Consider the following 7,384-nt stretch of genomic DNA (forward strand, 5'->3'; position numbering starts at 1 on the left):
AGTTCCTTCCTAATCCGATATCTTGCGAAATTGACTGATGAAGAATCCATCACTTCCATACAATTCAGGTGTAATGAGGATACAGCCGTCTTTCATGATATCCTTACATTCATGTTCTAGTTTTACCTGCTCGAACTCGGGATGACTTTCTAAAAAGGCCTCAACAACTTGAAAATTCTCCTCTGAGACAATAGTACAGGTGCTATAAGTTATTATACCACCTTTGCCTAGTGTTTGACAAACACTACCTAATATTTCTAGCTGAATTTCCTGTAAGGACGCGAAATCTGCCGTTTCTTTATTGTATTTGATATCTGGTTTTCGGCGCAAAAGACCGATTCCTGAACAGGGAGCATCCACCAAAATCTTATCAAATGAATTCTGCCCAAAAAACTCATGCACCTTTCTGGCATCCAATTTTTGCCTTTGAACCCGATCTGCAACTCCCAGACGTTGAGCATTTTCTTGGATTAAGTCCAACTTGTGATCGTACAAGTCCAGAGCAGTAACCTGACCTGTCGTGAGATAAGAGGCTATATGGGCTGTTTTCCCACCCGGAGCCGCACAGGCATCAAGCACTCGCTCATCTCCCTGCAAATTCAAAGTTGGCGCAACCAGCTGACTAGACTCGTCTTGGATGGTTATAGTCCCTTCTGCAAACAAATCATGGCCTGCAAAATGCCCTTGCTCCTTAACCAGACCAGTGGTTGCTAAAAGGGAATTATTCGCCTCCAATAAGGCTTGGATTTCCTCTTTTCGGCTTAAATCAGTTACACGAATACTGGCCTTGTTTCGCACCAAGAGACTTTCAAAAATAGCTTGCGCTCGCTCCTCTCCGTATTCTTCCTTGAGCTTTGCAACTAGCCAAACCGGAAGGGAATAAGCGATGGAGTCACGCTTGTTTTTTCGTTTGATGCTAGCAATATCTGGCCAGCCTTCACGCAAGATACGGCGAAGGACGGCGTTGACCAATTTTTCACTGCCTTTTTTACGGACTTTGGCCAATTCCACTGCTTCATTGACCACAGCATAATCTGGAATCTTGTTCAAATAGCGGAGCTGGTAGGCACTCATGAGAAGAAGGACATAGAGCCAGTTATCTAACTTATCTCTGTCTTCGATAAAATGGGATAGGTACCATTCCAGAGTCAGTTTACGGGCTACCGTTCCATAGACTAGCTCGGTCACTAAGCCCTTGTCTGCTGCCGAAAGTTGACTTCCCTTGAGATGCTTATTTAAGGCGATATTTGAGTATGCTTGATTGATAAAAACATCCTCTAATACTGCCAGGGCTAAACTTCTAGCCGTTTCTACTTTAGTCACCAAATCGTTCTCCTACAGTCAATGTACGTCCAACTCCGTTGAGGAAGGAAGCGATGTCCATCTTAGGCTTACCAGCTGGCTGAACTTGCTTAAGAGACAAAGCTCCTTCTGCCGTTGCGACAATCAATTCTTTCTTGCCGATAGAGAGAATCTCTCCTGGATTTCCCTGACCTTCTACTGGCAGGGCTTCATAAATCTTAAAGCGGTCGCCCTTAAGGAAAGTATGGGCAACAGGCCAGGGGTTCATCCCTCTGATTTGGTTGAAAAGTTGACGATTGCTTTTAGTCCAATCCAACTTTTCTTCCTCTGGCTTGATATTTGGCGAGAAAGTAACCTGACTTGGATCCTGCGGTTCAGGTTTGATGTCACCAGCAATGTAGGCAGGCAAAGTATCCAAAAGCAAATCACGACCAACTAGCGCCAATTTTTCAAACAAGGTGCCAACATTGTCCTCATCTGTGATCGGAATACTACGACGAGAAATCATATCCCCTGCATCCATTTCCTTAACCATCTCCATAATGGTTACACCAGCTTCCTCATCACCTTGAATCAAGGCATAATGGATCGGAGCACCACCACGATGTTTAGGAAGGAGTGACGCGTGAACGTTGACCGCAAAGTCCATGCTATCAAGGAGTTTACTTGGGAGAAACTGGCCAAAAGCGGCAGTCACAATCCCATCTGCTCCTAGCTTCATAAGATCTTCCATCTCTGGACTTCCAGATAGTTTTTCAGGTTGGTAGATAGGAAGTCCTGCCTCTTTTGCAGCTTGTTTAACTGGGGTTTCCTGGATAACTTTTTTACGTCCGACAGCACGGTCTGGCTGGGTCACAACGGCTAGAATTTCGTAACGGTTATCTGTCAAAAGTCCTTTTAAGACTGTTGCTGAAAAGTCGGGTGTCCCCATAAAGATTAGTTTTGTCATATCTTCTCCTTCTTATAAAAATTGCTGTGGCTCATGGTCAATGCTGAGACGGAGCTCACTATTTTCCCTTTCTTGAGTCAAGGCCAAGACCTGGTTGAGGGTTGGTCCCAGCTCATCTTCTAAACGGTATTTAATTAAAATCTGGTAATGATAGAGGTTGTGAGTACGGGCGATGGGTTTGGGCGTTGGCCCGAGGATGTTACTGGTTTCAGACAAACCTGACCGCAAAATGTTCATGACTTCATAGGCACGTTTGACCACCTCTTCTTCTTTCTTGTGAGAAAGGGTAATGCCAATGGTGAAATAGTAAGGTGGATAGCCAAGTTGTCGTCTGATACCCATTTCATAAGCATAAAAGCCTTCGTAGTCCTGGTCTTTTGCAAATCGAATAGCGTAGTGCTGAGGATTGTAAGACTGAATCAAGACCTGCCCAGCTTTTTCAGCACGTCCTGCTCGACCTGCCACCTGAGTCAAGAGCTGGAAGGTTCTCTCAGAAGAACGGAAATCAGGCAGATTCAAGGCCGTATCCGCATTTAGAACACCGACTAGGGTCACATTTGGAAAATCCAATCCCTTGGCAATCATCTGAGTACCTAGTAAAATATCTGCTTCTCCTCGCCCAAACTGGTCAAGCAGAGCTTGGTGACTACCTTTCTTACGAGTCGTGTCCACATCCATGCGCAGAATGCGAGCCTGGGGAAAGAGTTCTGCTAGCTCGTCATAAGCCTTCTGTGTCCCTGTCCCATAGTAGCGAATACTGCGGCTCTTACAGTTAGGACAGACCTGAGGAATGTCCTTCGAAAAACCACAATAATGGCAGTTCATATTCTTGGTATCCATGTGCAAGGTCAAGGAAATATCACAGTTGGGACAAGTATCCACCGTCCCACACTCCCGACACATGACAAAGCTAGAATAACCACGGCGATTGAGCATGAGAACCACCTGCTCTTTTTTAGCCAGACGGTCCTGAATCGCTTCTAGCAAAGGAGGCGTAAAATTTGACGTCTCGTTTTGTCCGATATAGTCCCGAAAGTCAATCACTTGAACCTCAGGGATTCTAGCTAAAGGATTGGCGCGTTGGGTCAGACGTAAATGTTGATAAACGCCTTTGCCAGCCCGAGCACGGCTTTCCAGACTAGGAGTTGCTGAACCAAGCACCAGAGCCGCTTGATTATAATGAGCCCGTAAAATAGCCACCTCTCTAGCATGGTAACGGGGATTACTGTCCTGCTTATAAGTCGCTTCATGCTCCTCATCGATAATCATGACACCTAGATTTTTCAGCGGAGCAAAGATGGCAGATCTAGCACCAACAACAACTTGGGCATCGCCGCGTTCCACCTTGCGCCATTCATCATACTTTTCACCATTGGACAGGCCTGAGTGAAGAATGGCCACTTTCTTACCAAAGCGAGCAATAAAACGCTCCGTCATCTGCAGAGTCAAGGAAATCTCAGGCACTAACAAGATGGCTGTTTTCCCCTTATCCAAAGCTCCTTGGATTATTTGTAAGTAAACCTCGGTCTTCCCACTTCCTGTGATCCCTTGAAGGAGGAAGGGAGGCTGATGACTACCAATAGCACTCACAACCGCATCACGCGCCTGTCTTTGCTCTGGATTCAACTCCAAAGGCTGACTTGCTTCAATCCCTTCAAAATAAGCAGCCGAGCGTTGCACTTCCTTTTGGACTATGGACACAGCACCTTGTTCCACAAAAAAGTTGACCTGCTCCCGTGAGTAGGACTCTAACAAACTAGCCAAGGAAGCACTCTCAGGATGAGACAGCAAGTAATCTCTCAATTCCAACTTTTTCTTGGCACGCGCAGATATTTCAACACCTTCTAATTGAGCTAGATTCACCTCATACCAAGACTGGGTCTTGACCTTCTTTTGATCGACTGCCTGATATTCCAGACCAAGTAGGCCTTTTCTAGTCAAACGCATCATTTCAGCTTGCTTACCTAAATCCAGAGAAGAAAAGGCTAGTGAATCTTCAGAACCAAACAAGCGCTCTCGGTCTTCCTGACTCAGACCTTCCAGAGGATAGAGAATCTTGTCATAGCTAGAATTTAGAAATCCCGGTAGCATAGCCTTGAGAATAGAGATTTTGTAAGAAAATACAGATTTGCGGAGCTCCTCAGCCAGCCAGAGTTGTTCTTGCGTGAGAACAGGAGAAAAATCCAGTACCTCGGCAATATCTTTTAAATCTTGACTTACCCCTTCTTCATCCACTTGGGACTCCAAACCAAGAACAATCCCTTGAATCAGGCGATTGCCCTTACCAAAAGGCACATGAACCCGCATCCCAACTTCTAGCATTCCCTCAAATTCCTTAGGAATCTTGTAACTATAGGGCTGGTCCGTCTGCATCAAGGGCACATCTACAATAATATTGGCTATAACCATCTTCTCACCTCCTCCTTGTCAGTACATTCTTACAATAGAAAAAATAAGATTGAGTCCCCCCAACCTTAAATTTTTTCACCATCTTCTTTTTCTTTAGCGATTTGCTCTTTGATTTTCTTTTCTTCTTCTTCTTTGCGGCGTTTTTCTTCTTCGATACGGCGACGCACTGCTTCACGTTTCCCTTCTGGGTCTGGGTGAATGGTTACGTTTCCTGATTCGATTTCTTCTAGAGCGCGAAGAGTTGATTTTTCAGACTTGAAACCTTGAGTTGCTGGTGCACCTGCTTCCAATTCGTGGGCACGTTTTGCTTCCAAGATTACGAGTGAATATTTTGAAGGAACCTTGTCGAGCAAGGTATCAATAGAGGGTTTTAACATCATTTGCTTGTACCTATTTTCTAAATTTTATCGGGTAGTTGGAGACTTTGGTAACATCTCCTGATAGTGACCAATGACACGGTCCACACGGAAGTGCTCTGCTTCGATCACACGTTTGACACGCTCAGCAGCTAGGGGCACCTGATCGTTGACAATCGCATAATCATACTCACGCATGAGAGCAATTTCTTCCTTGGCTTTTTCGATTCGTTGGGCAATCACTTCTGCGCTATCTGTTCCACGACCTACCAAGCGGTCTTGTAATTCATCCAAATCTGGTGGTGTCAGGAAGATAAAGACAGCATCTGGAACCTTTTTCTTAACCTGAAGAGCACCCTGAACTTCAATTTCAAGGAAAACATCGATTCCCTTGTCCAAGGTTTCATTGACGTAGGTCAGAGGAGTTCCATAGTAGTTGCCGACATATTCTGCGTATTCCAACATCTGTCCTTGACGAATCAGCTCTTCAAACTCTTCACGAGTACGGAAGAAATAGTCACCACCGTCCACTTCTCCAGGACGTTGTGCGCGTGTCGTCATCGATACAGAGTATTGAAATTGATTTTCAGAACTCTCAAAAATCTCTCTTCTAACCGTTCCTTTGCCAACCCCTGAAGGACCAGAAAAAACGATTAGTAAGCCTCGGTCTGCCATTGTGTCTCCTTTTAGTCAGTCTGTGAAATAACATTTCTCTAGAATAATGGCAAAAAGCCAGATTATCCTTTACAGTCTTTCTATCTAGTGTAACAAAAAAGCAGTAATTTTTCAACTGCTCTTTCTTATTTATTTAGATGTGTTGTGATTCGAACGTGAAATATCGCTTTTAAAATATCTTCAGAAAATAGGTCTATACCATTTACAAATGAAAAAGAAAGGTTTATAATGTAATTGACATAATAAATTGTAGAATCAATTTTTTAAGGAGGTTAACATTATGCCTAACTATATTAAAGCGGATCAGTTTTTCTACCCACACGGAGTTCGTCGAGGTGGTTACTTGGAACTTGTGGACGGCAAGTTTGGAAAACATGTAGAGCAGATTCCTGAAGGAGCTGAGGTGATTGACTATACAGGTTATAGCATTGCTCCAGGACTTGTGGATACCCACATTCATGGATTTGGCGGTGTGGATGTTATGGATAATAATATCGAAGGAACGCTTCATACTATGAGTGAAGGACTCCTCAGCATGGGGGTAACGAGCTTCTTGCCAACAACTTTGACATCGACTTATGAGCAATTGCTTGCGGTAACTGAAAATATCGGTGCTCGTTATCAAGAAGCAAGTGGCGCGAAAATTCGTGGAATTTATTTTGAAGGGCCTTATTTCACAGAGAAATACAAGGGGGCTCAAAACCCTGCCTACATGAAAGATCCTCGCATGGATGAGTTTCGTGCTTGGCAAAAAGCAGCAAATGGCTTGCTAAATAAAATTGCTCTTGCGCCAGAGCGTGAAGGTGTAGAAGACTTTGTACGGACTATCACCGGAGAAGGTGTAACGGTTGCTCTTGGGCACTCAAACGCGACTTTTGATGAAGCTAAAAAAGCAGTCGATGCTGGAGCGAGTGTTTGGGTACACGCCTACAATGGAATGCGTGGGTTGACTCACCGCGAACTGGGTATGGTTGGAGCCATGTATCAATTACCTCATACCTATGCAGAGTTGATCTGTGATGGCCATCACGTAGATCCAAAAGCCTGCGAAATTCTTATCAAACAAAAAGGGACAGAAAACATTGCTCTTATTACAGACTGTATGACAGCTGGTGGATTGGAAGACGGTGACTATATGTTGGGAGAATTCCCAGTTGTCGTTGCAAATGGAACTGCACGCCTCAAATCGACAGGTAACTTGGCAGGTTCTATCCTCAAACTCAAAGATGGTGTGAAGAATGTAGTCGAATGGGGAATTGCGAATCCGCATGAAGCAGTCATGATGGCCAGCTTCAACCCAGCTAAATCCGTTCACATCGATGACGTCTGTGGACAAATTCGTGAAGGTTATGATGCAGATTTTATTGTTTTAGACAAAGATTTGGAATTGGTAGCAACCTATCTAGATGGTGTGAAACGTTATCAAGCATAAGAGAGAAGAGTCTGGGCAAAAGTCTAATTTGAGGAGAAAATCCAGTAATACTCCTTTGAAGTCAAAAAGCAACAAACACTGTCAACTATTTGTTACAACTCCATTAATTAGTATTCCACTTTCTAAAATCAGTATTTTGAGCTGTGCAATCCAAGTCTTCTAATTTGTTTTTTAATTTCTGTTTAGTATAAATTTTACTTGGGCAGTAGACCAACTTGGAGCGTTTACGAGTTGTTCCAGGCTCAGTTTAGCTTGTTTTCT

At 44.0% G+C, this 7,384-nt stretch carries 6 protein-coding genes; 1 reads left to right on the plus strand and 5 read right to left on the minus strand.

The window, feature by feature from the left end; translation table 11 throughout:
• Positions 1-9: 9 nt before the first annotated feature.
• From rsmB to gmk, 5 genes are all read right to left on the minus strand, one after another.
• Complete coding sequence (gene rsmB, locus HT678_RS08030; protein ID WP_007284879.1) at positions 10-1,323, minus strand: 16S rRNA (cytosine(967)-C(5))-methyltransferase RsmB; 1,314 nt, start codon at positions 1,321-1,323, stop codon at positions 10-12.
• A complete protein-coding gene (gene fmt / locus HT678_RS08035) occupies positions 1,316-2,251 on the minus strand; it encodes a methionyl-tRNA formyltransferase (RefSeq protein ID WP_000163714.1) in 936 nt (311 codons plus the stop codon). Before fmt ends, rsmB begins: the two co-directional genes overlap by 8 nt.
• A 12-nt stretch (positions 2,252-2,263) precedes the next feature.
• Positions 2,264-4,660, minus strand: coding sequence for a primosomal protein N' (locus HT678_RS08040; RefSeq protein WP_000233902.1), 2,397 nt, complete (start codon positions 4,658-4,660; stop codon positions 2,264-2,266).
• 65 nt (positions 4,661-4,725) lie between these two features.
• Positions 4,726-5,040 (minus strand): DNA-directed RNA polymerase subunit omega, encoded by a 315-nt coding sequence (gene rpoZ, locus HT678_RS08045; RefSeq protein ID WP_000979235.1) that lies wholly within the window; start codon positions 5,038-5,040, stop codon positions 4,726-4,728.
• A 24-nt stretch (positions 5,041-5,064) separates the two neighbouring features.
• On the minus strand, positions 5,065-5,691 hold the full coding sequence (gene gmk / locus HT678_RS08050) for a guanylate kinase (protein ID WP_000775034.1): 627 nt from the start codon (positions 5,689-5,691) through the stop codon (positions 5,065-5,067).
• Between the two features lie 280 nt (positions 5,692-5,971).
• On the opposite strand from gmk, the gene nagA reads away from it, so the two are divergent.
• Entirely contained in the window at positions 5,972-7,123 is a 1,152-nt protein-coding gene (gene nagA, locus HT678_RS08055) for an N-acetylglucosamine-6-phosphate deacetylase (RefSeq protein ID WP_001134440.1), read from the plus strand.
• Positions 7,124-7,384 lie beyond the last annotated feature (261 nt).

It is taken from the genome of Streptococcus sp. 3167 (genome assembly GCF_013277175.1).
Classification (GTDB): domain Bacteria; phylum Bacillota; class Bacilli; order Lactobacillales; family Streptococcaceae; genus Streptococcus; species Streptococcus pseudopneumoniae.

Excerpts from the sequence above, each read along its gene's own strand:
- nagA (WP_001134440.1), top strand. The coding sequence starts at position 5,972 with ATGCCTAACTATATTAAAGCGGATCAGTTTTTCTACCCACACGGAGTT.
- fmt (WP_000163714.1), bottom strand. The coding sequence starts at position 2,251 with ATGACAAAACTAATCTTTATGGGGACACCCGACTTTTCAGCAACAGTC.
- HT678_RS08040 (WP_000233902.1), bottom strand. The coding sequence starts at position 4,660 with ATGGTTATAGCCAATATTATTGTAGATGTGCCCTTGATGCAGACGGAC.
- gmk (WP_000775034.1), bottom strand. The coding sequence starts at position 5,691 with ATGGCAGACCGAGGCTTACTAATCGTTTTTTCTGGTCCTTCAGGGGTT.
- rpoZ (WP_000979235.1), bottom strand. The coding sequence starts at position 5,040 with ATGATGTTAAAACCCTCTATTGATACCTTGCTCGACAAGGTTCCTTCA.